This window comes from Rhizobium sp. BK212 (assembly GCF_014197475.1).
Classification (GTDB): domain Bacteria; phylum Pseudomonadota; class Alphaproteobacteria; order Rhizobiales; family Rhizobiaceae; genus Rhizobium; species Rhizobium anhuiense.
On sequence record NZ_JACIFS010000011.1, the window covers coordinates 104,230 to 128,337 of the forward strand.

At 61.3% G+C, this 24,108-nt stretch carries 29 protein-coding genes; 6 read left to right on the top strand and 23 right to left on the bottom strand.

Annotated features, from left to right (window positions below):
• Window positions 1–4: 4 nt before the first annotated feature.
• From flgH to flgF, 11 genes are all read right to left on the bottom strand, one after another.
• Entirely contained in the window at window positions 5–721 is a 717-nt protein-coding gene (gene flgH / locus FHT79_RS27585; protein WP_028755544.1) for a flagellar basal body L-ring protein FlgH, read from the bottom strand.
• Window positions 718–1,260: a MotE family protein gene (locus tag FHT79_RS27590; RefSeq protein ID WP_097544551.1), complete on the bottom strand. Its 543-nt coding sequence runs from the start codon at window positions 1,258–1,260 to the stop codon at window positions 718–720. The genes flgH and FHT79_RS27590 overlap by 4 nt, the downstream gene beginning before the upstream one ends.
• Window positions 1,257–2,378 (bottom strand): flagellar basal body P-ring protein FlgI, encoded by a 1,122-nt coding sequence (locus FHT79_RS27595; protein WP_183904524.1) that lies wholly within the window; start codon window positions 2,376–2,378, stop codon window positions 1,257–1,259. The genes FHT79_RS27590 and FHT79_RS27595 overlap by 4 nt, the downstream gene beginning before the upstream one ends.
• Window positions 2,375–2,857, bottom strand: coding sequence for a flagellar basal body P-ring formation chaperone FlgA (gene flgA, locus FHT79_RS27600; protein WP_183904525.1), 483 nt, complete (start codon window positions 2,855–2,857; stop codon window positions 2,375–2,377). Before flgA ends, FHT79_RS27595 begins: the two co-directional genes overlap by 4 nt.
• Before the next feature lie 16 nt (window positions 2,858–2,873).
• Window positions 2,874–3,662: a flagellar basal-body rod protein FlgG gene (gene flgG / locus FHT79_RS27605; protein WP_028755548.1), complete on the bottom strand. Its 789-nt coding sequence runs from the start codon at window positions 3,660–3,662 to the stop codon at window positions 2,874–2,876.
• Between the two features lie 19 nt (window positions 3,663–3,681).
• Entirely contained in the window at window positions 3,682–4,026 is a 345-nt protein-coding gene (locus tag FHT79_RS27610) for a flagellar hook-basal body complex protein FliE (protein ID WP_168332635.1), read from the bottom strand.
• A 2-nt stretch (window positions 4,027–4,028) separates the two neighbouring features.
• Window positions 4,029–4,445, bottom strand: a complete 417-nt coding sequence (gene flgC, locus FHT79_RS27615; RefSeq protein WP_028755550.1) for a flagellar basal body rod protein FlgC — start codon at window positions 4,443–4,445, stop codon at window positions 4,029–4,031.
• 4 nt (window positions 4,446–4,449) lie between these two features.
• Entirely contained in the window at window positions 4,450–4,842 is a 393-nt protein-coding gene (gene flgB, locus FHT79_RS27620) for a flagellar basal body rod protein FlgB (protein ID WP_097544547.1), read from the bottom strand.
• Window positions 4,843–5,027: 185 nt separating this feature from the next.
• Complete coding sequence (locus tag FHT79_RS27625; protein ID WP_097544546.1) at window positions 5,028–5,570, bottom strand: flagellar protein; 543 nt, start codon at window positions 5,568–5,570, stop codon at window positions 5,028–5,030.
• A gap of 2 nt (window positions 5,571–5,572) precedes the next feature.
• Window positions 5,573–6,970, bottom strand: a complete 1,398-nt coding sequence (gene fliI / locus FHT79_RS27630; RefSeq protein ID WP_047615224.1) for a flagellar protein export ATPase FliI — start codon at window positions 6,968–6,970, stop codon at window positions 5,573–5,575.
• Between the two features lie 118 nt (window positions 6,971–7,088).
• The gene (gene flgF, locus FHT79_RS27635; RefSeq protein ID WP_028755554.1) at window positions 7,089–7,823 is read right to left on the bottom strand and encodes a flagellar basal-body rod protein FlgF; all 735 of its coding nucleotides are present in this window, start codon (window positions 7,821–7,823) and stop codon (window positions 7,089–7,091) included.
• A gap of 255 nt (window positions 7,824–8,078) precedes the next feature.
• Here flgF and motA point away from each other — a divergent pair, with 255 nt between their 5' ends.
• From motA to FHT79_RS27665, 6 genes are all read left to right on the top strand, one after another.
• The gene (motA, locus tag FHT79_RS27640; protein WP_097544545.1) at window positions 8,079–8,951 is read left to right on the top strand and encodes a flagellar motor stator protein MotA; all 873 of its coding nucleotides are present in this window, start codon (window positions 8,079–8,081) and stop codon (window positions 8,949–8,951) included.
• Window positions 8,952–9,902, top strand: coding sequence for a FliM/FliN family flagellar motor switch protein (locus FHT79_RS27645; protein WP_183904526.1), 951 nt, complete (start codon window positions 8,952–8,954; stop codon window positions 9,900–9,902). It begins immediately after the preceding gene.
• Window positions 9,903–9,967: 65 nt separating this feature from the next.
• A complete protein-coding gene (fliN, locus tag FHT79_RS27650) occupies window positions 9,968–10,555 on the top strand; it encodes a flagellar motor switch protein FliN (protein ID WP_028755557.1) in 588 nt (195 codons plus the stop codon).
• Between the two features lie 28 nt (window positions 10,556–10,583).
• The gene (fliG, locus tag FHT79_RS27655; RefSeq protein WP_028755558.1) at window positions 10,584–11,624 is read left to right on the top strand and encodes a flagellar motor switch protein FliG; all 1,041 of its coding nucleotides are present in this window, start codon (window positions 10,584–10,586) and stop codon (window positions 11,622–11,624) included.
• A 314-nt stretch (window positions 11,625–11,938) separates the two neighbouring features.
• Window positions 11,939–13,018, top strand: a complete 1,080-nt coding sequence (gene flhB, locus FHT79_RS27660) for a flagellar biosynthesis protein FlhB (protein ID WP_097544543.1) — start codon at window positions 11,939–11,941, stop codon at window positions 13,016–13,018.
• Window positions 13,019–13,023: 5 nt separating this feature from the next.
• Complete coding sequence (locus FHT79_RS27665; protein WP_028755560.1) at window positions 13,024–13,467, top strand: hypothetical protein; 444 nt, start codon at window positions 13,024–13,026, stop codon at window positions 13,465–13,467.
• 56 nt (window positions 13,468–13,523) lie between these two features.
• Here FHT79_RS27665 and FHT79_RS27670 read toward each other — a convergent pair whose 3' ends face one another.
• From FHT79_RS27670 to FHT79_RS27725, 12 genes are all read right to left on the bottom strand, one after another.
• Window positions 13,524–14,270, bottom strand: coding sequence for a LuxR C-terminal-related transcriptional regulator (locus FHT79_RS27670; protein WP_183904527.1), 747 nt, complete (start codon window positions 14,268–14,270; stop codon window positions 13,524–13,526).
• 8 nt (window positions 14,271–14,278) lie between these two features.
• Window positions 14,279–15,025, bottom strand: coding sequence for a LuxR C-terminal-related transcriptional regulator (locus FHT79_RS27675; RefSeq protein WP_028755562.1), 747 nt, complete (start codon window positions 15,023–15,025; stop codon window positions 14,279–14,281).
• Between the two features lie 428 nt (window positions 15,026–15,453).
• Entirely contained in the window at window positions 15,454–17,145 is a 1,692-nt protein-coding gene (fliF, locus tag FHT79_RS27680; RefSeq protein ID WP_097544540.1) for a flagellar basal-body MS-ring/collar protein FliF, read from the bottom strand.
• A gap of 198 nt (window positions 17,146–17,343) precedes the next feature.
• Complete coding sequence (locus FHT79_RS27685) at window positions 17,344–17,733, bottom strand: hypothetical protein (RefSeq protein ID WP_028755564.1); 390 nt, start codon at window positions 17,731–17,733, stop codon at window positions 17,344–17,346.
• A 16-nt stretch (window positions 17,734–17,749) separates the two neighbouring features.
• Window positions 17,750–18,304 (bottom strand): chemoreceptor glutamine deamidase CheD, encoded by a 555-nt coding sequence (gene cheD, locus FHT79_RS27690; RefSeq protein ID WP_028755565.1) that lies wholly within the window; start codon window positions 18,302–18,304, stop codon window positions 17,750–17,752.
• Window positions 18,301–18,690, bottom strand: coding sequence for a response regulator (locus FHT79_RS27695; RefSeq protein WP_003556488.1), 390 nt, complete (start codon window positions 18,688–18,690; stop codon window positions 18,301–18,303). Before FHT79_RS27695 ends, cheD begins: the two co-directional genes overlap by 4 nt.
• On the bottom strand, window positions 18,691–19,734 hold the full coding sequence (cheB, locus tag FHT79_RS27700; RefSeq protein ID WP_047613585.1) for a protein-glutamate O-methylesterase CheB: 1,044 nt from the start codon (window positions 19,732–19,734) through the stop codon (window positions 18,691–18,693).
• A complete protein-coding gene (cheR, locus tag FHT79_RS27705; RefSeq protein WP_028755567.1) occupies window positions 19,731–20,639 on the bottom strand; it encodes a protein-glutamate O-methyltransferase CheR in 909 nt (302 codons plus the stop codon). The genes cheB and cheR overlap by 4 nt, the downstream gene beginning before the upstream one ends.
• Window positions 20,636–21,103: a chemotaxis protein CheW gene (locus FHT79_RS27710; RefSeq protein ID WP_028755568.1), complete on the bottom strand. Its 468-nt coding sequence runs from the start codon at window positions 21,101–21,103 to the stop codon at window positions 20,636–20,638. Before FHT79_RS27710 ends, cheR begins: the two co-directional genes overlap by 4 nt.
• 4 nt (window positions 21,104–21,107) lie before the next feature.
• Window positions 21,108–23,402 (bottom strand): chemotaxis protein CheA, encoded by a 2,295-nt coding sequence (locus tag FHT79_RS27715; protein ID WP_047615218.1) that lies wholly within the window; start codon window positions 23,400–23,402, stop codon window positions 21,108–21,110.
• A 17-nt stretch (window positions 23,403–23,419) separates the two neighbouring features.
• Complete coding sequence (cheY1, locus tag FHT79_RS27720) at window positions 23,420–23,785, bottom strand: chemotaxis response regulator CheY1 (RefSeq protein WP_003570362.1); 366 nt, start codon at window positions 23,783–23,785, stop codon at window positions 23,420–23,422.
• Window positions 23,782–24,078 (bottom strand): STAS domain-containing protein, encoded by a 297-nt coding sequence (locus tag FHT79_RS27725; protein ID WP_183904528.1) that lies wholly within the window; start codon window positions 24,076–24,078, stop codon window positions 23,782–23,784. Before FHT79_RS27725 ends, cheY1 begins: the two co-directional genes overlap by 4 nt.
• Window positions 24,079–24,108 lie beyond the last annotated feature (30 nt).

Below are 24,108 nucleotides of genomic sequence, written 5' to 3' on the forward strand. Positions count from 1 at the left end.
AACCTCAAAGCGGCGAGAAAAGATCGACGGCCTGCTGGCCGCGTGGCGGCTGCTGCACTTCCATCAGGCGCCCGCGGCCGCCGTAGGAGATGCGGGCTTCGGCGATCTTGTCGTAGGAGATCTGGTTGTCGGAATTGACGTCCTGCGGACGAACGATGCCGGCGACGTTCAGGATGCGTAGTTCCTGGTTCAGGCGGACTTCCTGCGAGCCCGATATGACGAGGTTGCCATTTTCGAGAATGCCGGTGACGACGGCGGCGACAAGCAGGGTGATCTTGTCGGTGCGCTCGATCTTGCCCTTGCCGTCGGTACTGGTGTCTGAACCATAGGTCAGGTCGGTCTTGGACTCGGGCGTCCAACCGAAGATCTGGGCGTTGACGTCCCAGTTCATGCCGCTCGAATTCGTGCGGCTGCGGTTGGTCTCGTTGTCGAAGGAAGCCTTGTCGTTGATCTGGATGTCGACGGTCAGGATGTCGCCGACGTTGAGCGCGCGCGCATCCTTGAACAGGGCGGCCTGCGAATCGCTCCACAGCGAATAGCCCTGCGCCACGGCGCGCGGCTGCTTCGGATAAAGCGCCATCTGCGGCGTCTGGCCGTAGGCAAGGCCGCTGCCGATCGGGCTCATGGCGGGCGCGCGGCCGATCTCGCTGACTGCCGTCGGAGACTGGCAGCCTGCAAGGAGCGCGAGGGCGGCGATCGCGGCCGGAAAACGCATATTCATGAAGGATCCTTCGACGTATTGGGATCGGACGCACTGGCGATGACGCTGGCGATGGACGCGGCCTTTTTCGGGTCCATCTCGTTGAGGATGAGGCTCGACTGCCGCGGACCGAGCCGCATGATCACGGCGGAGGCCACCTCGATCTTCATGTCCTGCAACTGGAGTGCGGCCGCATCCGGCTTCATCTTCTTGTAGATTTCGGTGAGTCCGGCTTCCGCCTGCTTCAGGAAATCGTCGCGCCGCTTCAGCCAGTCCTGGTATTCGGCCTTGCGCTTGTCCATCTCCGCCATGCGGGCATCGATGTCGGCGCGAAGCTTTTCCAGTTCCTGCTTCTGCAGGAGGTACCGCTGGTCGCGGGCGGGATCGGCGATGTTGGTGCAGAACTGCTTGATCTCGTCCTGGGAGGTGATGTCGCCAGCGGGCGCATGTTCCTGCGCGAAGGCGCCGGGGATTGACAGAAGAACGAGGCCTGCGGCCGGCAGCGCCAGCCGGCGCAGCAGTTGCAGGACCGTCATGTCAGGATTGATGATCTTTATCATTGCAGCACAAGCTCCGCCTGCAGGGCGCCTGCCGACTTGATGCCCTGGAGAATGGCGATGATGCCATCCGGTTTTACGCCGATATTGTTGAGGCCGGCGACGAGGGTCCTGAGGTCGGGCCCATCGATGATGGCGACGCGCCCGCCAGTCTGCTCGGCCGCGATATCGGTCTGCGGCTGGACGGCGGTCTGGCCGCGCGAGAAGGGTTCGGGCTGGATGATCTGCGGCGTCTCGGTGACCTGAACCGTCAGGGTGCCGTAGCTGACGGCGACCGGCGAGACGCGGACGTCAGAGCCGATGACGATCGTGCCCGTGCGCTCGTTGATAACGACCTTGGCCGGCGTGTCGGTTTCGACGATGAGATTTTCGATATCGGCCATCAGCCGGGTAAGATCGGCCGTGCGCGGCTTCTGGATCACCACTTCCTGCGAATCCTTGGCTTCGGCGACCGGACCGCCGAAACGCGCCGAAGCATAACCGTTGACGATGTCGGCAATGCGGATCGCCGTCGAGAAGTCGGGGTTGCGCAACTGCAGGACGAGATTGACCGAATCCTTGAAGCGGGACGGCAGTTCGCGTTCGATGATCGCGCCGCCGGGCACGCGGCCGGCGGTGGTGACGCCTTCGGTCACGGTCGCCGCCTGGCCCTGCGCCTGAAAACCGGAAACGATGGCGGCGCCCTGCGCGACCGCGTAGATCTGGCCGTCGGCGCCGGACAGCGAGGTCATGACGAGCGTGCCGCCGCGCAGCGACGTGGCGTCTCCGAGCGAGCTGACCGTGACGTCGATACGGCTGCCCGGACTTGCAAAGGGCGGCAGGTTGGCGGTGACCATCACCGCCGCGGTGTTCTTGGCGCTGGACTGGCTGCCCTGGGTCGAGATGCCGAGGTTCTGCAACATCGCCCGCATCGACTGCTCGGTGAAGGGTGAGGAACGGAAGCCGTCGCCGGTTCCCTGCAGGCCGACGATCAGGCCGTAACCGATCAACTGGTTGTCGCGGCCGGCCTGAAGCGAGGCGATGTCCTTGATGCGGGAGGTCAGCGCCCAAGCGGGCGCGACATCGGCCAAACTCATGGCGAGAACCGCGACAAGGGTTAAGAAACGGAAGAACAATTTCATTTTGCCCTCACATGGACCGTGCCGTCCGCAAGCACCGTGCCGCTGACGATGACGCCGGAATCCATATTGCGCGCGCGGATGAGCTGCCCCGTCGCGCCGTCTTCAAGCGGCGTGCCGGCGGCGGAGATGGTCATTGGGCCAAGCGAAAAGACCAGGCGGATCGTAGAGCCGCGCGTCACTGTATAGGGGTCGCGCAGCGCCGAGACAGAAATCGTACGACCCGGCAAGAGCGTGCGTTTGGAAACCAGGCCTTCGACCTGTGAAAGGGATTTGGCATAGTCGCCGGCGAGGTTGGGGTTGGTGACCTCGACCTCCTGAAGCTGGCTGGCCGACAATGTATCGCCGGGGTAGATGATCGTTGTCGGGACAACGGCATAACCCATGCCGGCATCCACCTCCGCGGGCAAGAAAATGCCCGCGACTGCGATCGTGGCGGCCGCCACCCATCCTGAGATGTGTCCTACCCGGCAAAACATCATGTTTCGGCCCTTCCCTTTACTTCAGGTTCTTGCTGACGATGGAGGCCATTTCATCAGCGGTGGTGATCACCTTGGAATTCATTTCGTAAGCGCGCTGGGCCGAGATCAGCTCGGTGATTTCCTTCACCGGATCGACGTTCGACGATTCCAGATAACCCTGCTTCATGTAAGCGAAACCTTCCTCATCGGGATTGCCGATGACGGCTTCGCCGGAGGCGGCCGTTTCCTGGAAGAGATTGTCGCCGAGCGGCTGGAGGCCCGCCTCGTTGACGAAGTCGGCAAGCGTCAGCTGACCGAGCACGGTCGCATCCGTCGCACCCGGCAGCTTCGCCGAGACTTCGCCGGAGCGGCTGATGGTCAGCTCGGTCGAGCCCGTCGGAATGGTGATGCCGGGAAGAACCTCGTAGCCGTCGATGGTGACGAGCTGGCCCTGGTCGTTCTTGTTGAAGGCGCCGGCGCGGGTATAAAGCGTCGTGCCGTCGGTCGACTGGATCTGGAAGAAGCCCTTGCCGATCAGCGCCACGTCGAGGTCGTTGCCGGTCTGCGTCAGTTCGCCCTGGAGATGCAGGTTGCGGACCGCCGAGGTCTGGACGCCGAGGCCGATATTGGCGCCTTCCGGCACTACGGCCTGGTTGGCGCGGTTGGCGACACCCTTGGCGCGTTCTGTCTGGTAGAGAAGATCGGAGAATTCAGCGCGGGCGCGCTTGAAACCCGTCGTGTTGATGTTCGCGATGTTGTTCGCGATGACTTCCAGATTGGTCTGCTGGGCATCCATGCCCGTTGCTGCAATGGCGAGCGCTCTCATGTGTTCGTCCTCAAATCAGTTACATCTGCATCTTGGTGACTTCGAGAAAGGCCGAGACGACCTTGTCGCGGATGGCAATTGCGGTCTGCAGCGTCTGCTCGGCCTGGAGCATGGAATCAACGACTTCACGCGTCGTCGCTGTACCCTTGATCCCGGCAAAAGACATGCTTTCCGCACCCTTCAGGCTGCTGACCGCATCGCTCGCCATGTTGCCCATGACAGATGCGAAGCTCATGCCGTTGGCCGCACCGGCGGTGCCCGGCATGGTGGCGGCGGCAGACGATGAGGCGGAATTTTCGGTGTCGACGGCGCCAAGCGCGCGGGTCATCGAAAGATTGCTGACATTCTGGACGCTGCTGATCATTATTATTGGCTCTTCAGGAGATCGATCGTGGAGGAGATGAGATCGCGGGTCTGCTTGATCGTCTGCAGATTGGCGTCATAGGAGCGGTTGGCTTCGCGCATGTCGGCCATCTCGACGAGGATGTTGACGTTCGGCAGCTTGACGACGCCCTTCTGGTCCGCAGCCGGATTGCTGGGGTCGAATTCCGTGCTGAAATCGCCTTCGTCGACACCGACCTTCTTGACGTTGACCGTCTCGACGCCGCTGGTGCGATCCATCTGCTGGCCGAAGGTGATTGTCTTGCGGCGATAGGGGTCAGCACCGGGCGTATCACCGGTCGAGCGGGCGTTGGCGATGTTCTCCGAGACGATGCGCAGGCGCGTCGACTGCGCCTCGAGTCCCGAACCGGCGATTTTCATTGCTGCTGAAAGCGGATCCATGATTTTACTTCCTGACGGTCATCAACATCATACGGTTGAAGGAACTGACCAACGAGGTGTTCAGATCGTACTGGCGCTTGATATCGCCCGACTTGGAGAGCTCTTCGGCCAAACCGACCGTATTGCCGGATTCCTGGATGCCGATTTCCTGGTCGAGTGCCGCTTCCTTGACGTCGATATCGCCGCTGTCGCTGAAATCATTGCCGCTCAGATGCGCCGGATTGGTGCGCGCCATGGTGATATCGGACTTGTCGAGCACGGCGTCAAAAGGCGTGACATCCTTGGCATGGAACTTCGGGGTATTGGCATTCGCGATGTTGCTGGCAACAACCTGCTGACGGACCGTCAGCCATTCCGCCTGTCGCGAAGCCAAGTCGAAAAGTTGGATCGGTTGCATGAGAACTCTCCGTTTTTACTGCCCCGAACCTAGTGCGGTAATCTTGCGTGGGACTTACGGGAATTCAGGCTTCGAGCCGCTTTTCGGAGAAGGCCACGGCTAAAGGAAAGCGGAGCTCCAAAAGGAAACCGGGCTCCGGCCGGTTCGCGGCGGAGCCCTTTCGTGTTCGGCACCTGCGGGCAGGTTCAATTGTTCTGGTAGGTCTCGCCCTTGGAGGTGACGATCACCCATTTTCCGTCGCGCTGCTCGAGGGCCGCAAGGCGGCTTTCGTCGGGCAGGATCGAGCCGATGCGCACCACATACATGCCCGAGGTATCCTCGATCAGCGCCCGGCCGTTGGAGACGTGCAGCAGGCGGAAGGAAGATTTGCCGGGAAAGGGCTGATCTTCCAGTATCGGGCCACCATCGCGCTCCTTGCCGAGATCGGAGACCGTCGCCGTCGTCAGCGGATCGATCGGCGGAGCTTTCTTCTCTCCCTCGTTCTTGTTGACCATGGCAAGCGGCGAGACGCTGAAGACGTTGCGGGCCGGCCAATCCGGCAGGTCGCGGGAATTGCCGCTGGCGGCGACGTTGATGCCGAACTTGTCCTCGTTGAAGAACACATACCAGGGGAAGAAAGCGGCGGCGCCGGCCAGCGCCAGGCCGGTGAAGGTCAGAAGCCGATCCAGCATGGCGGTCTTCCTGCGCTGCTTCAAGGAAGCGATGCGTTCGTCGTCGAATTCAGCCACGTCTATCTCCTCTGAATCTGTCCGCCCTGATTGCCCATACCGGCTGCGGCCTTGAGCGCGCCGGCGAGATCGGCAAAGGCATCGGGCGAGTCACGGTCGCCCGGCGACTGCTTCAGGACGTCGTAAATGATGGGCACCTGCTTGACCGCCATGTCGAGATCGGGATCGGCGCCCTGGCGATAACCGCCGATCAGGCGCAGGTCGCGCGTCTCCTCGAAGCGGTGGATCAGCACTTTCAGCCGCGACACCAGCTTTTCCTGGTCCGGCGTCCAGGCCTTGCGGGCGAGACGCGAGATCGAGGCCAGCGGATCGATCGGCGGATAACGCCCTTCTTCGGCGAGACTGCGCTGCAGGACGATGTGACCGTCGAGAATGCCGCGCGTCGAGTCGGCGATCGGGTCGTTGTGGTTGTCGCCGTCGACGAGGATCGAGATGATCGCCGTGATGGTGCCGGCGCCCTCGGGGCCGGGACCGGCGCGTTCCAGCAGGCGCGGCAGCTCGGTGAAGACGGACGCGGGATAACCGCGCGCGATCGGCGGCTCGCCGGAGGCGGTCGCCACTTCGCGGATCGCATGGGCGAAACGCGTGACGCTGTCGACGATGAAGAGGACGTTCTCCCCCTTGTCGCGGAAATGCTCGGCGATGGTGACCGCCGTCAGCGGTGCCATCTTGCGCAGCATCGGGCTCTCGTCGCTGGTGGCGACGACGGCGATCGCCTTCTTCATATTGCTGCCGAGCGTATCCTCGATGAATTCGCGCACCTCGCGGCCGCGTTCGCCGACGAGAGCAATGACAACCTTGTCGAAGGCATCGGCGCGGGCGAGCATGGACAGAAGCGTCGACTTGCCGACGCCGGAACCGGCGAAGATGCCGAGGCGCTGTCCGAGGCAGAGCGGCGAGAAGATGTCGATGGCGCGCACCCCGGTCTTGAAGCCGGTCTGAACACGCTTGCGGGTCATCGAAGGCGGCGCGGTGTTGGAGATCGAGCGGCGATCGAGGCCCTCGGTGATCGGACCCAGCCCGTCGATCGGCTCGCAAAGCGAGTTGACGGTGCGCCCGCACCAGCTGTCCGACGGCGAAATGCGGAAGGCGCCCTTGCGGATGACCGTATCGTGGATGCCGATCGGCTCGCCGGGTTCGATCGGGCAGACATAGATCAGGTCCGGCTCGACGCGCACGACTTCGCCGAGATGGATGCCGGTGGCCGATTTATGGGCGACGAACTCCCCGAGACGAACATGGCGGGAGAGACCGCGCACCGTGTAATGGCCAGCGGCGATGGTCTGCACGCGACCGCCATGGGCAACGGCGAACTCCGGCGATGCATAGCGCTCGACGAGGCCTGCCAGATGCGCCAGCTTCGGGGAAAGGCCGTCCTCGGACAGTAGCCTGGTGCTCATGCTTCAAGTCCCGCCCTAAAACACGTCGCGTGCAGCATGCAGCATGCGCCGCATTTTCGGCCTTTGCTCTTATGCATGCCGTCCTCCCAAAACCGCCGGACATTTCTGGCGACGTGCATCAGCGGCTGCCCCCAAGCGTCTGGACGGCTTCCTTGAAGGAATCCTCGCTGTCACGCATCAGCGACGAAACGCTTTCGAAGGCGCGGTTGACTTCGATCAGCTGGGTGATCTCGCGCATGGCGTTGACATTGGAGTTTTCGAGATATCCCTGCTCGACACCGATATTGAAGCGGTCGACAACGGCGCGCGGCTGGTCGGTGGTCATGATGCCGCTGTTTTCGTAGCGCAGGTAACCCTTGCTGATATCGGCTTCGAACAGACCGAGCGAAGCGACCTGGCGGTCGGCCTGATAGATGATGCCGTCGGTGCCGACGGCCGGCTCGCCGCCCTTGGTGTTGAGCTGGATCGGCGCGCCGCCGGCGTCGAGAACGGGATATCCCCTGATCGACACGAGTTCGCCGGTATCCTTGATCGTGAAGCGCCCGTCCCTCGTCAGCACGCGGCCGGCCGGCGTATCGAGCGCAAACCAGGCATCGCCCTTGATGGCGAAATCGAGCATGTTGCCGGTATGCTGCAGTTCGCCATTTCCTTCGTTCAGGTAGTCGTTGCCCTGGGAAACGAAGGCGACCTTGGTATTCAGCTTGTTCTTGGTATTCGCCACCATCTCGTCGAACTTCACCTCAGTGGCGCGAAAACCGGTGGTGTTCACGTTCGCCATGTTGTCCGCGATGGTGTTCAGGCGCTTTTCGAGGGCCATCTGCGACGACAGAGAAACATAAAGACCGGATTGCATGTCGGTAAGCTCCAAGCATTGGCGATGAACGGAACGAAAAGCCGGGCGTCGTCTTGAGTGGTTCGGCCGGGATTTCGCTGAGGCGGCATCTCAGAAAACGGGTGCGGACACCCATTCGTCTCCTTTAGACTGACGGCAGATGCTTGCGCGAAGCTGGCACGTGGAAATGCCTTGCGAGCGGCCTTTTCATCAGCCTCACGCAAGGCAGAAATCCTATCCGTCTTAGAGAAAAGTAACGTTCAGATTGGGCTGACGATGAATATCATTATCGGATTTATAGTGACTTGCGGCTGTGTCATCGGCAGCTTCATGGCGATGGGCGGCCACGTGGACGCCCTGTTCCAGCCCTTCGAATTCGTCATCATCGGTGGCGCCGGTCTCGGCAGCTTCATCATGGCGAACCCGATGAAGGTGGTGAAGGATTCCGGCAAGGCGCTCGGCGAAGCCTTCAAGCACGCCGTGCCGAAGGAACGCAATTATCTCGACACGCTCGGCGTGCTCTATTCGCTGATGCGCGACCTGCGCACCAAGTCGCGCAACGAAATCGAAGCCCATATCGACAATCCGGCCGAATCGACGATCTTCCAGCAGGCTCCGACTGTTCTAAAGAACAAGGAACTGACAGCGTTCATCTGCGACTACGTGCGCCTGATCATCATCGGCAACGCGCGCAGCCACGAGATCGAAGCGCTGATGGATGAAGAGCTCAACACCATCATGCACGACAAGATGAAGCCCTACCACTCGATCCAGATCATGGGCGATTCCTTCCCGGCGATCGGCATCGTCGCGGCCGTTCTCGGCGTCATCAAGGCGATGGCCCACATCAATGATTCGCCTGAAGTGCTCGGCCATTTGATCGGCTCGGCGCTTGTCGGCACCTTCCTCGGCATTCTCTTGTCTTACTGCGTCTGCTCGCCGCTGGTCTCGCAGATCAAGGTGGTACGCAACAAGCAGCACCGCCTCTACGTCATCGTCAAGCAGACACTACTTGCCTATATGAACGGGTCGGTGCCGCAGGTCGCTCTCGAATACGGCCGCAAGACGATTTCGGCCTACGAGCGTCCGTCCATCGATGCGGTCGAACAGGAAATGATGAATCCAGGCGGCGAAAACAAGGCGGCTTAAATGACCATGAGCAATCCTTCGCACGACAAACCGGCTATGGATCCTGCCCTTCTCGCCAAACTGACAGGCGGGCTTGGCGACAAAGGCAGGGTCGCCAAGATCTGCAGCTCCTTTGGGGAAATCTACAGCGAATTCTTTCCCGACGTCATCAAAAGCGAGACCGGGCTCGACGTGACGGTCAACTATCTCGGCTGCGAGATCGGCTACAAGAACCATCTGGTCGACGACCTGAGTGCGAACGTCACGCTCGTCGACGCGACGCTGCGCAACTGGTCGCAGAACATTACGCTGGCCTGCGGCAACGGGTTCGTCATCACGCTGATGGAGCACCTGCTCGGCGCCACCGCCGATACGATCGAAGAACCGGCCGATCGGGTGCTTTCGATCATCGAACTCGATCTGGCGGTCATGGTCTTCGACAAGATCGCCAAGGTGCTGCGCTCGGCCGTCAACGCGCCGGGCGGCTTCGAACCGAGCCTTTCGGCTCCGCACTCCCATGACACACGCGCCCGCCCGGCCGAGGATCGCCCGGACGAGTTCGCCGCCGCCATCAACATGTCAATCACCCTTGCCGGCATCGTTTCGGAATTCGCATTGATCGTTCCGCAGACGGCGCTGCTCAAGACCAAGGTGACGCCGCCGAAGCCGAAGCGCCAGGCTGGCAGCAGCTCGGCGGAATGGACCGAACAGCTCGGCGACCAGGTCCGCCGCTCGCATGTCACGCTCGAGGCCAAGATCAGGCTGCAGGACCTGACGCTGCGCACGATATCGAAGCTGATGGTCGGCGACGTCATTCCGTTCCGCGACAGCGGCGACGTGCGCGTCGAGGTCAGCGCCAACAGCAAGGAATTGTATGTGTGCGAGTTCGGGCGTTCAGGCGAAAACTACATGGTCCGCGTCAAGGATACGATGAACTCGGATGACGAGCTCATCCGTCATTTAATGAATTAATCGGTTCTCTGGCTTTTGGGCTGCAAAGGCAGTTTGAGGCAAGTTTCAACTGGAATAGTGATTTCATGGCTACGAAGAAAACACAGCAGAACAGCGACCTCTCCCTGGATATTCCGGGCAGCGAAGCGGATCTCGACCAGGCGATCGACGATCTGCGCGGCGTGCTGAAGCAGGATGCCGATGGCGACCTGCCGCAGTTTGGCGACGACCTGCAGAGCGACCCTTTCGCGACAGGAACGGACCTGGCGGCCTTCGGCGGCGAGGCTTCGGAAAGCCCCTTCGGCAGCGACGACTTCGGCGGCGATTTCGGCGCTGGCAATGCCAGCCAGGCTGCCGGCATGGATTTCGGCAGCAGCGCCTCTTTCGAGGGCTCGCCGGCTCCGCTCGGCAGCGCTTTGAATTCCAATTTCGATCTGATCATGGACATTCCGATCGATGTCCAGATCATGCTCGGCACCAGCCGCATGCAGGTCTCCGGCCTGATGAACCTCAATGAAGGGGCGACCATCGCCCTCGACAAGAAGATCGGCGAACCCGTCGAGATCATGGTGAACGGCCGCAGGATTGCACGCGGCGAAATTACGGTGCTTGATCACGACGACACGCGATTCGGTGTGAAACTGATAGAAGTTTTGAGTACGAAAAAAGCCTGATCCCTGTGTGGGACGGAGAGGTTAGACCATGATGGACTTTGACGATTTCGGCGGCGCGCTAGCCGGGAAACCGTTGACCCAGGCTGAAAAGGCGGCGGCTGTTCTTCTCGCTATGGGAAAGGGCGTCGCCGGACGGCTGCTGAAGTATTTCACCCAAGCCGAACTTCAGACCATTATCTCATCCGCCCAGTCGCTTCGTGCCATTCCGCCGGATGAACTGCTGCTGCTCGTCGCCGAGTTCGAGGACCTCTTCACCGAGGGCGCCGGACTGATGGACAACGCCAAGGCGATCGAGGCCATTCTCGAAGAAGGCCTGACGCCCGACGAGGTCGACAGCCTGCTTGGCCGTCGCACCGCATTCCAAGCCTACGAAACCTCGATCTGGGATCGCCTCAGCGAAGCGGAGCCGACATTCGTCGCACAGTTCCTGCTGCGCGAACATCCGCAGACCGTCGCCTATATTCTTTCGATGATGCCTTCCAACTTCGGCGCCAAGGTGCTGCTGCAACTCCCCGACAATCGTCGCGCCGACATCATGAACAGAACGGTCAACATGAAGACGGTCAGCCCGAAGGCCGCGCAGATCATCGAGAACCAGGTCATGACGCTGCTTGCCGAGGTCGAGGCAGAGCGCAATGCGGCCGGCTCGACGAAGGTCGCCGATCTCATGAACGAACTCGACAAGCCGCAGGTCGACACGCTGCTCACCTCGCTCGAATCGATCAGCCGCGAATCGGTCAACAAGGTCCGCCCGAAGATCTTCCTCTTCGAAGACCTCATGTACATGCCGCAGCGCAGCCGCGTCTTGCTGCTCAACGACATTTCGACGGATGTGCTCACCGTCGCGCTGCGCGGGTCGCCCCCCGAGATCCGCGAATCGGTTCTCTCGGCCATCAGCCCACGCCAGCGTCGCATGATCGAATCGGATCTGCAGAGCGGCATGGGCGGCGTCAATCCGCGCGAGATCGCGATTGCCCGCCGCGCCGTGGCGCAGGAAGCGATTCGCCTGGCCAATTCCGGCCAGATCGAACTCAAGGAGAAAGAAGGCGACGCTTCGGCAGCCGCCTAAAACGCGTCGCAGTGCGCTGATTCATGCGACTCGTTTTCGCTCCGTCTATTGTGCACGTCGTTTTCCCGCTGCATGCATCGGCACTTCGAGACTGTTGACAAATCCGGCATGCCGTACGGCAGCTGTTGATCGCCGTGCCACAGGCGACTACCCTTCCAGCAATAGGCTGCGCTCCAAAGCGCGTCGCAGAGAACCCGGTTCCTGCGACGCGCTTTGGGTCTTTGTTTTGATGCATGTCGTCATCCCAAAACCGCTGCACATTTTTGGGCGGCATGCATTAGCTGCAGCCTATTTCTTTGACGGAGGGCCGCGACTTGGCAGACGATGACAAGGACAGCAAAACAGAAGCCCCGACCGCGAAAAAGCAAACCGATGCCGCGGAAAAAGGCAACGTGCCGTTTTCGCGCGAGCTGTCGATCTTCGCGACCATTCTCGCCACCTACATCTATCTGGTGTTCTTCCTCCCCGACAGCGTCGGGCGCATGACGGAAACGCTGCGCGACATCTTCGAGCAGCCCGACCAATGGAAAATCGAGACGGGGCCGGATATCCTATCGCTGTTCGTCCGGATCGGCTGGGCAAGTGCGGCGCTGGTGGCGCCCGCCTTCATCCTGTTCATGGTGTTCGGCATCGCCTCCGCCGTCTTCCAGAACCTGCCGACACCGGTGCTCGAACGTATCCGGCCGCAGTTCTCGCGCATCTCCCCGGTCAAAGGCTGGACGCGGCTGTTCAGCCTGCCCGGCCTCATCGAATTCGGAAAGTCGCTGTTCAAGGTCGTCATCGTCGGGATCATCCTGTTCTTCGTGATGAGAAGCGAATATTTCAGCTCGATCGACGCGATGTTCTCCGATCCTCAGACCATCCTCGTGCGGACGACGACGGCGATGCGCAAGATCATCATCGTCATGCTGATCGCCACCGCGATCGTGGCGATCGCCGATCTTTTCTGGACGCGCCATCACTGGTTCACCGAACTGAAGATGACACGCCACGAGGTGAAGGAAGAAAACAAGCAGGCGCAGGGCGACCCCTTCGTCAAGGGCCGGCAGCGCTCGCTGATGCGCGACCGCGCGCGCCGGCGTATGATCAACAATGTGCACCGGGCGACGCTCGTCATCGCCAACCCGACGCACTATGCCGTGGCGCTGCGTTACGCGCGTGAAGAAAACGACGCACCGGTGGTGCTGGCCAAGGGCCAGGACCTCGTCGCGCTCAAAATCAGGGAGATCGCCGAGCAGAACGGCATACCGGTGTTCGAGGATCCTCCGCTTGCGCGCTCCATGTTTGCGCAAGTCTCGATCGATAGTGTCATACCGTCAGTCTTCTACAAGGCCGTTGCGGAGCTGATCCACCGGGTCTACGCCGCAGACGCCAAGAACAAACGGGTAAGATAAGCCGAATGAAAAAATGCCCCCACTCTACCCAGCGTGAAAAGATCCTCGCCGTTGCGATCAGCCCGGTCGCCACGGAACTGCGCCTTCTGGATGCCTCTGACCTTATTTCACTGCTGCGCTTCGAGTATTACGGCAACCTTTCCGATCTCGTCGCGTCGGCGGCGGAGCTTTTCTTTCATCCGGGCACGGTGAATTTCGGCCTGGGCGGCAACTATACGCTGGAGTGGGGCGGTAAGCCCGAGGTCGTTCTCGATCTGGAAATCAAGCCACGCGGCGTCACCGTCTATGCCCAGCTCACCCTTGCCGAAGATCACGCCGGCATCGAGATCAATCATATCGCTTTCCAGGATCCATCGGCCGATCCTGACGAGAATACCGTCTTTCTCGAAAAGAGCCTCCGGGAAGCCCGTTACAACGTCAACCAACCGCCTCGGGCGCTGGCCGGCTGACGTCCTCTCAAGACAATCGAGCATTCATCCATATTGGATAGAAGAACGGCGCTGGTTCAGCTGATGTAGCCGAGCCGGATCGCCTTGGCGATCGCCTGTATGCGATTGACGGAATCGAGCTTGATGGTCGCCGAGCCGAGATAGGCGTTGACTGTGTGCACCGACAGGCCGAGCTTGTCGGCGATCTCTTCGCTGATGCGGCCGTCGCCGGCAAGCTGCAGACAGGCGATCTCGCGTTCGCTCAAGGCCTCGGCGGCAGCCGTGCGGCGTTCATCGAGCGAGAGCAGATCCATCATGATATGGCAGCAGCGACCGTGCAGTTCGACGATGGTATCGCTCGACGGATCGATCTCATCGCCGGTGAAGAGGATGAAACCATTGCCGACGGCGCCGAGCCGCACCGGAAAGGCAAGGCCGGAGAAAGGCAGAATACCGTTCTGCAGCCGTGTCATGAACGGCGAGAAGTCGGCCGGGCCGAGCGCCGGGCGATCGTGACCGCCGGCCCATGAGAGCGGCAGCAGCGACTTGTCGATATGGTCGAGAAGGATATCGCTGTAGGCATCGATGAAGGCCTTGCCGAAACCGGCATTGGAAGAGCCCCAGTTCTCGAGTTCGCAGACCAGGCGCTGCTTTGCCGGTAGGCCCGAGCCGCTGACGCGGAAGATCGCAAAGCCTTGCGCATCGGCGAGCTTCTGCATGGCGATCAGCCGCGGAAAAAGATCGGACCGGCTGGAAATCCTGTTCACACGCACCATGCGCAGCTGCTCGGCGCTGCTCATCGTCCTGCCTGGTGAATGTGCCATGGATCCCCCTATACGAGATTATTGCGGACGGCGAAGGCAATGGCCTCGGAGCGGGTCTTGGTCGCCGTCTTGCGCATCACGCTGGTGATGTAGTTGTTGATGGTATTGCGGGAGATTCCAAGGATCATCGCGATCTCGTCGCTGGTCTTGCCCTCGGCGATCCAGAACAGGCATTCGAGCTCGCGGTCCGTCAATTCGAAATCGCGATCGACCTTCGTGCCACCGCAGCGAAGGAAGCTCGCGACATAACCTGCAAGCAGGCCCACATCGCGCAGGCGCTCCGGCGAAAGGATGAACCCTTCGCCGAACAGGAACATCAAGGCCAACCGCGACCGGCCGACATTGAAGGTCAATGAACAATATTGGCGGCTGGCGCCGTCCGGCACATCGGCACTATCCGGCAGAAGCGCAAAATTCGGCTGGAAGACCTGCATGCATTTTTCCAGCTCGGTCGAACGGGCATAGCCGCTGACCAGATCATTGGCGATGTCCTTGACCAGATCGAAAGGCCAGTCGGACGAAACGATGAAATCGAGGCCGCTCTCCTGAATGAGATCGCAGCGCGCCAGAAGATAGTGCGAAGCACCCACATACTCCGTCAGCGCGCGCAGACCGGACTGCAACCTTCCAGTGTCGGCGACACCGTGCAGGCGCTGGATCACTTCATCGCGGGGTAATAGACCCGGCGCCACCGCGCTCGCGAAATTCGCCATCTGCCTCTCGCCCTTGCTCGCCTGAAGTATGTTCATATCCATTGGCAACGTCCTGCGGCTGAGAAACGATCAAACTCGGTGCAACAGCAATTTTTCTGTAAAGGATTCAATTCAAGTCCCGCTGGAATCCCATTTCGAATCACCTAAGGGTAAGCCAGCCGATGTAAATCACCATCTCCGACTTCTAGGGATTTACATCAGCTGCCGTCCATGCACTGATTCGAGCACCATTCGCACCCTTCAAGATATAGGGGAGGCTAAGGTGATTCTGGCTGTACCGCAACTTGATTCGCGTTTTACGCGAGTATACGTCAACAAGTTTCTCTAAAGCGGCATTCACTGCAGTCAAGCCTATCCTATTCGAATTGCTGGCGCCGGTCGTCATTTGCTTTGCGGGAACCGATACATCCCGCGGCAGGGCATAGTGCTTGCTACCGACATGAAAAAAGGCCGGTTGCCCGGCCTTTCCCTTACGCTGCGTCGTCGATCGCCCACTTCCGGAGGATTTTCGCGGCGCGCTCCTCGTTGATCTCGACCATGCGAGAGAGTTTGCGTTCCGGGCCTTCCTTGACGCGCCGGTTGAAGTTTCCGTCGTCGTCGCCGAGGCTGAGCAGGTCCTCGGTGCTGTCGAAGCCGAAGTCGGACCCGAAGCCGTCCATGAGAGCACCTCCGGACCCTCCTGCCGCAGGCGCGAAGTCGGGAAGCTCGAGGCCGGCCGCTTCCGGCGTGGCGTCGCCGAGAACCGAGGCGCCGCCGTTGCCGCTGACGCTGCGCACCAGAGGCCGCAGGCCCATCCAGACCACCACGAAGGCGACCGCGACGAAGGCGAGCGAGTTGATGATGCCGGCAAGGTTGCGGCTCAGCATGTCCATGACGCGGACACCACCGGTGGCGTCTTCGAGCAGCTGGTTCTCGAGGAAGTCCATGGCCGTGACGGTGACCACGTCGCCGCGCTTGGCGTCGATACCGGCCGCCGACGTGACGATCTTCTGCATCTCGGCAAGATAGGCGTCGATCTTGGCCTGATCGGCAGGCTCGCCGACCATCTTGGCGATGCGGCCCTTGTTGACCACTACGGCGATCGACAGCTTCTCGACCTTGTAGCTGTTGCGGGTCGTCGCCGTCGTCCTGCTGTTGATTTCGTAGTTCGTCTGCTCTTCGCGCTTGTCGGACTTGTCCTGCGATTCCGGACCGGCGGAACCGCCGGCCTCGGGAGCCGCCTGCGGGATGTTCTGCTCGACCGTCGTCGCGCTATCGGATGTCTTCTGCTGCGACTGCTGGGCTTCCTTCGTCGAGCGGACCGAGCGTTCGACCTTGGATTCGGGATCGTAGGTCGTTTCCTGGATCTGCTGGGCGTCGGTGTTGAGGTCGGCGGTAACGCTGGAGCGGAAGTTGTCCATGCCGAGGAACGGCGCCAACGCCTTGTCGATGTTGGATTCGACTTCCTGCTGGACGTTCTGGACGATGTTGAGCGAGCGGTTCAGCGAGCTGTTGCTCGCCTCGTCGCCGGATGCAAGCAGCTGACCGGCGGAATCGAGGATCGTCACGTCATCGATGTCAAGCCCCGGCACGGCCGAGGCGACGAGGTGGCGGATCGAGGTCGCCGCGCTGCGCCCCGCGGTGGCGCTGGCGCGAATCATGACGGAGGCGGTCGGCTTCTGCTCGGCCTTCCGGAAGTTTCCGACCTCCGGCATGACGATATGGACTCGCGCGGCTGTTATACCCGAGATCGATTGGATGGTACGGGCGATTTCGCCTTCCAGCGCTCGAACCCGCGTCACCTCCTGCATGAAGGAGGTCAGGCCGAGGGAGCCGACATTGTCGAAAAGTTCGTAACCGGCATTGGCGCTGTTCGGCAGGCCGCGCTCGGCAAGCATCAGGCGGGCCTTGCCCGTCAATCCCGCGGGGACGCTGATGCTGGAACCGTCCGTGCCGACCTGGAAATCGATGTTGGCTTCGGCAAGCGCCATGCTGATCTGATTGAGATCCGGCGAATCCAGACCGACATAGAGCGTTTCCTGTGCCGGCTTGTTGACGAAAAGGGCGGCCGCAAGGACGATTGCGATGGAAACGGCACCGACGCCTCCAAGAATCATCAGGCGCGTTCGGCCCAGGGAGCCGAAGTTCTTAAAGATCTGAACTAATTGATTTAACAGATTCATTCTGTTCTCGCACGATCCGTCAAAGACAAAGCAGGCTTATTGCCTCATCAGACGAATAGTCGGCGAAACTTGTGCGAGCGTTTCGTGAAGCGCTGCGGGAGCGAAAAGGCCTAATGCCGTCGCCCGGAAGAAAATAGTGATTTTGGGATAACGACCTGCACAAGCACGTCGCATGAATCCGGTTTGGCGCGAGGTGCTTTAGAAGAAATCGAAGTCGCCGGCTGCCTTGCTCAATGGCTGGGAATGGCCGTGGCGGGTGGCGCCGCCCAATGCCTTCTGCATCTCGGCCAGCTTGACGAGGCTGAGCGCGGTTGCGACGTCGACCGACCAGCCGTGCGGGATTTCGCCGGTGATGGTGTCGATGAATTCGGCAAGGCCGCGCGATTTCTGCACGGCGAGATCAATGCCCTGCATGACCTTCATGGCATCCGGCGAATTCAGGATTTCCGCGCCGCCGAGTTCGAGAAGCTGCGGCTCGATGCGCTCGATCAGATAGGCGACGTCGTGCAGTTCCGAAACGATGCGCATCAGGATGTCGCTCAGCGCTTCAACGGGCGCAGGCGGCTCCATCACCGGGTTAAATGTCATATGAAAATCCTCGCCATCAAAAAAATTCGATACTGGTTTCGACGGGCTTCTGCGGAGCGGCGGGACGCTGCTCGAGCGCGACGGTTCTCTGCGTTTCGGCGCCGGTCAGGGGGTATTGCCGCGCACGACCGGAGACCGGCCAATATTCAAGCTTGCGTCCATGTTCTCCGCCGGTGGAGGAACCGACCACCGGAATGCCTTCATCCCTCAGGAACTGCACGGCGAAGGCCGCGTTCTGCTCACCGACATTGGAGAATGTCGAGATCGTCTTCGCGCCGCCGAAGATCTTTGCCTCCAGCCGGTCGCGCCGGGCGCCCTGCTTCAGGAGACCGTTGATCAGGAGTTCCATCAGATGCACGCCGTAGCGCGTGGCATCGCCGCCTGATGTCGGCGAGGTCGCCGAACCGGGCAGCAGGAAGTGGTTCATGCCGCCGACACCGGCGATGGGGTCTCTGAGACACGCAGCCACGCACGAACCGAGAATGGTCGAGAGGACCGCATTCGGATCGCTCAGAACCTTGTACTCGCCCTGAATGATGTGCACGCGGCGGGCTGCCCCCTCAGTGATCATTTCAGGGCTCCAAACACGGCTTCGATGGCCGCTTTCATCTTCTCGATCGTGAACGGCTTGGCGAGCACGTTGTTGGCGCCGAGCTGGGCCGCCTTCTGTACCAATGCGCGGTCACCCTGAGCGGTGAGGATGATGAAGGCCGCCTTCTTGGTGTTCGGGTTGGTGCGCACGGCCTGCAGGAAGCCGATGCCATCCATCTTCGGCATGTTGAAGTCCGAGATCACCAGATGGTGCGGCTGCTCGGCCATGATCTTCATGCCCTGCTCGCCGTCACCGGCCGACGTGATCTGTTTGAAACCGAGCTGGGTCAGCGCGTCGCTGAGCAGCAATCGGCTCGTTACCTGATCATCGACGATCAGAACTTTGATTTTCTCCGCGATCGACATTTATTCGGTCCCTTCCTTTCGGGCGGCTGTCATTTTCAATATTTCTTCACCGATGGCAGACAGCGGCAGCTGCTGCTCAACGGCGCCAAGTTCGTGGGCAACCCTTGGCATTCCGTAAACGACACAGGTTTTTTCGTTCTGGCCGAGCGTTCTGGCGCCGGCGTGGCGCATTTTCAACAATCCGGCGGCGCCATCGCGGCCCATTCCGGTCAAAATCACGCCGACGGCGTTGCGGCCCGCCAGTTCCGCGACCGAATCGAACAGCACGTCCACGGATGGGCGGTGGCCATTGACCGGCGCACGGTCGACGAGGCGGCAGGACGGCGCCGAGGCGCCGCTGACCTGAAGGTGACGCTCGCCGCCGGGGGCCAGATAGATCTTGCCGATCTCGAGGCGGGCCCCATCGGTCGCTTCCTGCACCACCGGGGCACAGAGGCGGTTCAGCCGTTCGGCGAAGCTCTTGGTGAAGGTCGGCGGCATATGCTGGGTGATGACCGTCGGCGGGCAATTGGCCGGAAATTTCTGCAGCACGGCGATCAGCGCTTCGACGCCGCCGGTTGACGAGCCGATGGCGACGATCTTACGGCCGACGCGGAAATCGGCGACGGAGGGTGGTGGCGTTGGCGCGGCGGTGGGCTGCGAGAACTGGCGCTGGGTACGCGCGGCGGCCTTGACCTTCTCGGCGAGGTCGCCGAAGGGCCTGAGTTCGCCCGGGCCCGGCTTGCCGACACAGTCGAACGCACCGATCTCCAGCGCCGCAAGCGTCGCCTCGGCGCCGCGATGGGTCATGGTGGAGACCATGATCACCGGCATCGGGCGCAGCGTCATGATCTTCTCGAGGAAATCGAGACCGTTCATGTTCGGCATCTCGATGTCGAGCGTCACGACGTCCGGGTTCAGCCGCTTGATCGCCTCGCGCGCTTCCAGCGCGTCGCCGGCCTGGCCGATGACGTTGACCTCGGGATCGGAACTCAGGACGGCAGTGATCAACCCGCGCATCGTCGGCGAGTCGTCAACAACGAGAACCCTTGCCGGAGCGCTCATGCCTTCCTCCCGAGACCTTTGGTCGTATAGCGATAGGTCGTGATGCCGATATTGTCGAAGACGTGTTTTGCCTCGCCTGAAACACGCTCGGAATGGCCGATATAGAGATGACCGCCTTCCGGCAGCAGGCCGGCGAAACGCTGCCAGATCTTCATCTGCGTCGGCTCATCGAAATAGATGACGACGTTGCGGCAGAAGATGACGTCGAACTTGCCCTTGAACGGCCATTGCGCCATCAGGTTCAGCTCGTTGTAGGTGATCAGCCGCTTGACGCGGTCGTCGACCTGGAACTTCCTGCGGCCCTGCACCTCGACTTCGCTGAACCATTGCTTGCGCATGGCCGGCGAAACGGTTTCGAGCGCGTTCTCGTCATAGGCGCCGGCCCGGGCGATCGCCAGGATCTTCGGGTCGATGTCGGTTGCCAGAATCTTGAAGTCGTAATCGGCGACATTCGGCATCAGCGACAGCACGGTCAGCGCGATGGAATAGGGTTCCTGGCCGTCGGAGGAAGCCGCCGACCAGATGCGCACCCTGCCGCCCGATCTCGCCCGCTGCAGCAGCTCCGGCAGGACATGGTCGCGCAGATGGTCGAAATGGTGGTTTTCGCGGAAGAAGCGGGTGAAATTGGTGGTCAGATGCGACAGCATCTCGCGGCGCGCCGGGGCGCCGGCCGGCGAAGCGACGAGGTCGCAATATTCCCGGAAGCCGGACAGGCCGAGATTGCGGATATGTTTCGACAGGCGCGAATAGACGAGCGACGCCTTCGTCTCGTTGAGGAAGATGCCGGCATCCGAATAGATCATCGCGGCGATCTCCGTGAGGTCGCGGCGCGTCAGCGGATATTCTCCGCTCGCCAGGACCTCGTCGGATCCCTGCCTTTGATCTTTTGCGCCCATTACACTCATGCGGCTTCGCTTTCGGTCTCTGAAAAGAGGGATTCGAGTTCGATCAGGCAGATCATGCGCTTCTCGATGGCGAGAATACCGCGGGCAAATTGACGCTCGAGTTCGGAGGAGATCTCGGGCGTCGGCTGGATGGTTTCGTCGGTCACCGTCAGGATATCGGAGACGGCGTCGACCAGGAGGCCGACGACCTTGCGCCGGACCTGGGCGACGATGATGACATGACGGGCAGTCGGATCGGCCGGCTTCATCCCCAGCCGGGCGGCCAGATCGATGATCGGCAGCACCGCGCCGCGCAGGTTGATGACACCAAGCATATAGGCAGGCGAGTGCGGCATCGCGGTCGCCGGGGTCCAGCCCCGGATTTCGCGAACCGACATGATGTTCACGCAAAATTCCTGATCCCCGATGCGGAACGCGATCAGCTCGCGATCCCCCTCGTTCAGATTTTTTACAGTGTACGACATTCCCTTACCCTACCGCTGCTAACGACATTTCCGCTTTGAGCGACTGGCCGCGCGAGGCGCCGACAACCGCGTCGACATCGAGGATGAGCGCCACGCGCCCGTCACCGAGAATGGTGGCGGCGGCAATGCCCGGCACGTGGGTGTAGTTGGCCTCCAGGCTCTTGATGACCACCTGGCGCTGACCCTGGATGGCATCGACCATCAGGGCGCGCTGGCCGCCGCCTTCGGATTCCACCAGAAGCGCCACGCCCTCGACAGGATTGGCCTGGGTCGCACGGAAGTTCAGGATGCGGCCGACATCGACCAGCGGGCAGAACGAGTTGCGGATCGAGATCAGCCGGTGGTTGGCACCGAAGGAGTGGATCGCGGCCGCTTCCGGCTGCAGGGTTTCGACGATCGCCGTCAGCGGCACGACCAGCGTCTGGCCGGCAACGGTGACCACCATGCCGTCGAGAACGGCGAGCGTCAGCGGCAGGCTCATGGTGAAGACCGAGCCGTGCCCCGGCTTCGAGGTGATGTTGATGCGGCCGCCGAGCGCCTGGATCGAACGTTTGACGACGTCCATGCCGACGCCGCGGCCGGAGATGTCGGAGATCTTGTCGGCCGTCGAGAAGCCCGGCAGGAAGATCAGGTTGTCGATTTCCTCGTCCGAAAGGTTGGCATCGGCCGGGATGAGATCGTTGTCTATCGCCTTCTGGCGGACCTTCTCGCGGTTGATGCCGGCGCCGTCGTCGGCAAGCTCGATCAGGATGCGTCCCGAACGATGCTTGGCGGTCAGGCGAACCGTGCCTTCGGTGTTCTTGCCGGCGGCTGCGCGCTTTTCGGGCGTTTCGATGCCGTGGTCGACGGCATTGCGGATCATGTGGGTCAGCGGCTCGGCGAGCTTGTCGATGACCGTCTTGTCGACTTCGGTGTTTTCACCTTCGGTGATCAGGCGGATCGACTTGCCGGTCATGTCGGCGATTTCGCGGACGATACGCGACATGCGCTGGAAGACCGGCTTCACCGGCTGCGCGCGGATCGCCATGACCGAGTCCTGGATCTCGCGGGTGAGCTGCTGCAGTTCCTCGAGGCCCATATTGATCGAGGAGGTGCCGGTCGTGTCATTCTCGATGACGCTCTGCGACAGCATCGCCTGGTTGATGACCAATTCGCCGACGAGGTTGATGAGGCGGTCGACACGGTCGAGATCGACGCGGATCGTCTGGCCGGCGCCGGCGGCATTGTTCTGGGCGGCAGCGCTTGCGGCGGCGGCTGCGGCGGCTGCCGATTCCTTCTTCTCGACACGGGCTGCGGCTGCGGCCATCTGCGTGACGTTGGACGCGGTCTCGGCGGCGGCAACGGCGGCGGCCGTCTCTTCGGCGCGCGCGTCGGCGGCAACCTCTTCGGTTGCGCCCGTTTCATCCAGGATCGACAGATCGAAGGGAACCGGCACCATCGGCAGTTCGTCGTTGCTGGTCGCGTCGGCCCTTGCTTCCTCGAGCGGCTTCACCGTCAGTTCGCAATCCCATTCGGCGAATTCGAAGACGGTGCGAATGGCGTCCTCGCCCTTGTCCGTCTTGATCGTGACGTTCCAGAAGAAATAAGCGCCTTCCGGATCGAGTTCCTCGAGGCCCGGCAGTTCGTCCGTGTTGCAATAGATGGTCATTTCGCCGAGGCGCGAGAGATCGCGCAGCAGCAGGGTCGCGTCGTTGCCCTTGGAATAGAGTTCGTAGCGCGGCTTGAAGATGACTTCATAGGTCGGCAGGTCGGAGCCCGCATCGCCTTCGCCGCCAAAATCGTCGAAGGAAAAGGGGATCGGCTGGAAGCCGCTATCATCCGTCGGCTTGACGGCCGGCGCTGGAGCGGCCTTGGCCGCGGGCTTTGCGGCAGCCTTCGGCGCGGGCGCCTCGGCCGATGCCGAAGGAGACGGCAACTCACCATTGGCCAGCGCCTCGAGCTCCTTGACGAGGCCGCGGCTGCGGCTTTCATCGACACTGCCGCCGTCGCGTGCAGCATTCGTCAGGTCGGCCAGCACGTCGGCCGACTTCAGCATCACCTTCAGGACGTCCTGGGTCGGCTCAAGCTTGTTGGATCGAACGCAATCGAGAGTGGTCTCGAAAACATGGGCGAAGGCTACCAGATCATCAAGGCCGAAGGCGCCGGCGCCACCCTTGATCGAATGCACGGCACGGAACACCGCATTGACGGTTTCCGGATCGCGATCGCCATCATTCATTTTCAGAAGACCGGATTCCAGCTCGGCGAGCTGTTCCTCGCACTCCTGGAAAAAGATCTCTTTGATTTCGTTCATATCCATAGGAGCAAATCCTGGGTTTAAGCGGTTACACGCTCAATGGCATCGATCAGCTTGGCCGGGTCAAAAGGCTTGACGATCCAGCCCGTGGCACCGGCCTGGCGGGCGCGGTTCTTCTTTTCCGCGTCGCTTTCGGTGGTCAGGACCAGGATCGGGATCGCCCGATATTTCTCGTTGCGGCGAACACCTTCGATGAAGCCGAAACCGTCGAGACGCGGCATGTTGATGTCGGTCACGATGACGTCAGGATTGGACTCTTCGAGAACCTCGAGGCCTTCGACGCCGTCTTCCGCCTGGATCGTCTCGAAGCCGGCATTGTTCAGCGTCACGAGCAGCATGTTTCGGATGGTGCGGGAATCATCCACGGTAAGAACTTTTTTCTTCATTGCCGAATCTCCTTGGCAAGCAGGTGGTCAATATTGACGCCAACCAGCTGCATGGTTTTCTGAAATGCGTCGGACACCTTGGAGAAGGTGAACGGCTGCTTGTCCTGTTCCCAGGTCTTCTCGGCGGACATCAGAACCTGGGCGCAAAGAGCACCGATCCGTTCGACGCCCGATGCGTCGATCGAAAGGCCGCTGCCCCTGAGGGAGAGGAGTTTGTCGCGCAAGGCGGAAGCCTCGTTGAGGTCGAGCACCGCTGTCAAATCCAGCGTCTTGCTACTCTTCTTTGCTGCCATCAGCTTTTCCTTGTCCCCTTGTCCCCGGCT

Excerpts from the sequence above, each read along its gene's own strand:
- fliI (WP_047615224.1), bottom strand. The coding sequence starts at position 6,970 with ATGAGCACCAGGCTACTGTCCGAGGACGGCCTTTCCCCGAAGCTGGCG.
- flgB (WP_097544547.1), bottom strand. The coding sequence starts at position 4,842 with ATGCAACCGATCCAACTTTTCGACTTGGCTTCGCGACAGGCGGAATGG.
- cheD (WP_028755565.1), bottom strand. The coding sequence starts at position 18,304 with ATGATCACTGAGGGGGCAGCCCGCCGCGTGCACATCATTCAGGGCGAG.
- FHT79_RS27715 (WP_047615218.1), bottom strand. The coding sequence starts at position 23,402 with ATGGATATGAACGAAATCAAAGAGATCTTTTTCCAGGAGTGCGAGGAA.
- FHT79_RS27685 (WP_028755564.1), bottom strand. The coding sequence starts at position 17,733 with ATGACATTTAACCCGGTGATGGAGCCGCCTGCGCCCGTTGAAGCGCTG.
- flgH (WP_028755544.1), bottom strand. The coding sequence starts at position 721 with ATGAATATGCGTTTTCCGGCCGCGATCGCCGCCCTCGCGCTCCTTGCA.
- cheY1 (WP_003570362.1), bottom strand. The coding sequence starts at position 23,785 with ATGAAGAAAAAAGTTCTTACCGTGGATGATTCCCGCACCATCCGAAAC.
- fliF (WP_097544540.1), bottom strand. The coding sequence starts at position 17,145 with ATGAATCTGTTAAATCAATTAGTTCAGATCTTTAAGAACTTCGGCTCC.
- FHT79_RS27665 (WP_028755560.1), top strand. The coding sequence starts at position 13,024 with ATGAAAAAATGCCCCCACTCTACCCAGCGTGAAAAGATCCTCGCCGTT.
- FHT79_RS27645 (WP_183904526.1), top strand. The coding sequence starts at position 8,952 with ATGACCATGAGCAATCCTTCGCACGACAAACCGGCTATGGATCCTGCC.
- flgA (WP_183904525.1), bottom strand. The coding sequence starts at position 2,857 with ATGATGTTTTGCCGGGTAGGACACATCTCAGGATGGGTGGCGGCCGCC.
- flgC (WP_028755550.1), bottom strand. The coding sequence starts at position 4,445 with ATGGATCCGCTTTCAGCAGCAATGAAAATCGCCGGTTCGGGACTCGAG.
- FHT79_RS27595 (WP_183904524.1), bottom strand. The coding sequence starts at position 2,378 with ATGAAATTGTTCTTCCGTTTCTTAACCCTTGTCGCGGTTCTCGCCATG.
- FHT79_RS27675 (WP_028755562.1), bottom strand. The coding sequence starts at position 15,025 with ATGGATATGAACATACTTCAGGCGAGCAAGGGCGAGAGGCAGATGGCG.
- fliG (WP_028755558.1), top strand. The coding sequence starts at position 10,584 with ATGATGGACTTTGACGATTTCGGCGGCGCGCTAGCCGGGAAACCGTTG.
- FHT79_RS27725 (WP_183904528.1), bottom strand. The coding sequence starts at position 24,078 with ATGGCAGCAAAGAAGAGTAGCAAGACGCTGGATTTGACAGCGGTGCTC.
- fliN (WP_028755557.1), top strand. The coding sequence starts at position 9,968 with ATGGCTACGAAGAAAACACAGCAGAACAGCGACCTCTCCCTGGATATT.
- FHT79_RS27710 (WP_028755568.1), bottom strand. The coding sequence starts at position 21,103 with ATGTCGTACACTGTAAAAAATCTGAACGAGGGGGATCGCGAGCTGATC.
- cheR (WP_028755567.1), bottom strand. The coding sequence starts at position 20,639 with ATGAGTGTAATGGGCGCAAAAGATCAAAGGCAGGGATCCGACGAGGTC.
- FHT79_RS27670 (WP_183904527.1), bottom strand. The coding sequence starts at position 14,270 with ATGGCACATTCACCAGGCAGGACGATGAGCAGCGCCGAGCAGCTGCGC.
- FHT79_RS27610 (WP_168332635.1), bottom strand. The coding sequence starts at position 4,026 with ATGATCAGCAGCGTCCAGAATGTCAGCAATCTTTCGATGACCCGCGCG.
- flgG (WP_028755548.1), bottom strand. The coding sequence starts at position 3,662 with ATGAGAGCGCTCGCCATTGCAGCAACGGGCATGGATGCCCAGCAGACC.
- FHT79_RS27590 (WP_097544551.1), bottom strand. The coding sequence starts at position 1,260 with ATGATAAAGATCATCAATCCTGACATGACGGTCCTGCAACTGCTGCGC.
- flgF (WP_028755554.1), bottom strand. The coding sequence starts at position 7,823 with ATGCAATCCGGTCTTTATGTTTCTCTGTCGTCGCAGATGGCCCTCGAA.
- cheB (WP_047613585.1), bottom strand. The coding sequence starts at position 19,734 with ATGAGCGCTCCGGCAAGGGTTCTCGTTGTTGACGACTCGCCGACGATG.
- FHT79_RS27695 (WP_003556488.1), bottom strand. The coding sequence starts at position 18,690 with ATGTCGATCGCGGAGAAAATCAAAGTTCTGATCGTCGATGATCAGGTA.
- motA (WP_097544545.1), top strand. The coding sequence starts at position 8,079 with ATGAATATCATTATCGGATTTATAGTGACTTGCGGCTGTGTCATCGGC.